1 protein-coding gene is annotated in these 1,402 nt (G+C 40.9%); it reads right to left on the reverse strand.

The window, feature by feature from the left end; translation table 11 throughout:
• Positions 1-131: 131 nt before the first annotated feature.
• On the reverse strand, positions 132-1,307 hold the full coding sequence (locus PQ479_RS21790) for an IS256 family transposase (protein WP_273717210.1): 1,176 nt from the start codon (positions 1,305-1,307) through the stop codon (positions 132-134).
• Positions 1,308-1,402: the final 95 nt, after the last annotated feature.

The following is a 1,402-nucleotide window of genomic DNA, read 5'->3' on the forward strand; positions in this document are numbered from 1 at the left end:
AGTCAAGTCCTGAATATTGTGTAAATACTCCTCTACAATGTTTCCACTCTCTTTTAGTATGGATTGTGTTGGTGTGAGGAGGGCCCCGGGGCCCTCCTCACACCAACACGTGGCTCTCATTTGGGTTCTGCTTATATTTGCTTTTTTAGAAATGTTCGATTTCCAAGGTCCAGTGTCTCTTCATAGTCCATAAGAACAGCTCCTATTAATCGAAATGCCGACTGTTCGTTGGGGAAAATTCGAATGACCCTTTCTCGTCGTCTAATCTCTGAATTCATTCGTTCGAGCATATTTGTGGTTCGTAAGCTCACATGGTATTCTTCTGGCTCGGCAAAATATTGAGTGGCATCATCAAACCCCTCATCTAACACATCGACCGCTTTCTGATACGCTTTTTTGCCTTCATACTTGTCAATAAACTGGTCTTTTTGTCTTTTGGCTTCCTCTAATTTGCGGGATTGAAAGATTGCTTTCAATTCATTTCTTGCTTCTTTCGACGTTTTTTTCGGCATGGTTTGAATCATATTCCGCAACATATGCACGGTGCAGCGTTGCCAGCTTGTTCCTATAAACGACTTCTGTATCGCTAACTTCAGGCCTGAATGTGCATCGGATATGAGTAATTTAGGTGATTGAAGCCCCCTTGCCTTAAGCGAAGAAAAAAAGTCATGCCAGCTCGGTTCTGACTCATTATGATCTACCTTAAACCCAATCACTTCGCGTTTGTTTTTTTCGTTCACACCAATGGCCGTGTAGACAGCTTTTGAAACCACACGCTTATGTTCGCGAACTTTAATATACATCGCATCTACGTAAATATACGGATAATAGATGGTATTCAGCGGTCGGCTGGCCCACTCACCGACAATCGGATCCAGCTTCTTCGTTAAATTCGAAACCATCGAACGCGAAGCAGATTCACCACAAAGTTCCTCAACAATTTTGGTTACTTTCCGTGTGGAAACCCCGTTAATCACCATTTCTAGCATGGATAATAATAAAGCTCTATCACAACGTGCATAGCGCTCGAATACGTCTGTGGCAAATTTACCACTACGTGTACGAGGAACTTTCAAAAGAATTCGACCGTTAGGCATTAAAAGCTCACGTTCGTAGTAGCCATTACGATAATCTTGGCGGGCCGCCGAACGTTGATACGATTCTGCTTGTATATATTGATCACGCTCTTTTTCCATATACTCATTCAAAATTAGGACTAAGGAGGACTTTACCACCTCATTTAATTCTGAATCCATCACCGTATCTTTTAGTTTTTCAAAATCTATTGTAAAATGAATTTGGGACATCATTAACTCCTCCTTTACAGTTTTTCGTCGTTGAAACTATTGTAACAGGAGTTTAATGATGTCTTTTCTTTTTACACAATTATATGGACTTAATC

This window comes from Alkalihalobacillus pseudalcaliphilus (assembly GCF_028610675.1).
GTDB classification, from domain to species: domain Bacteria; phylum Bacillota; class Bacilli; order Bacillales; family Bacillaceae_D; genus Alkalihalobacillus; species Alkalihalobacillus pseudalcaliphilus.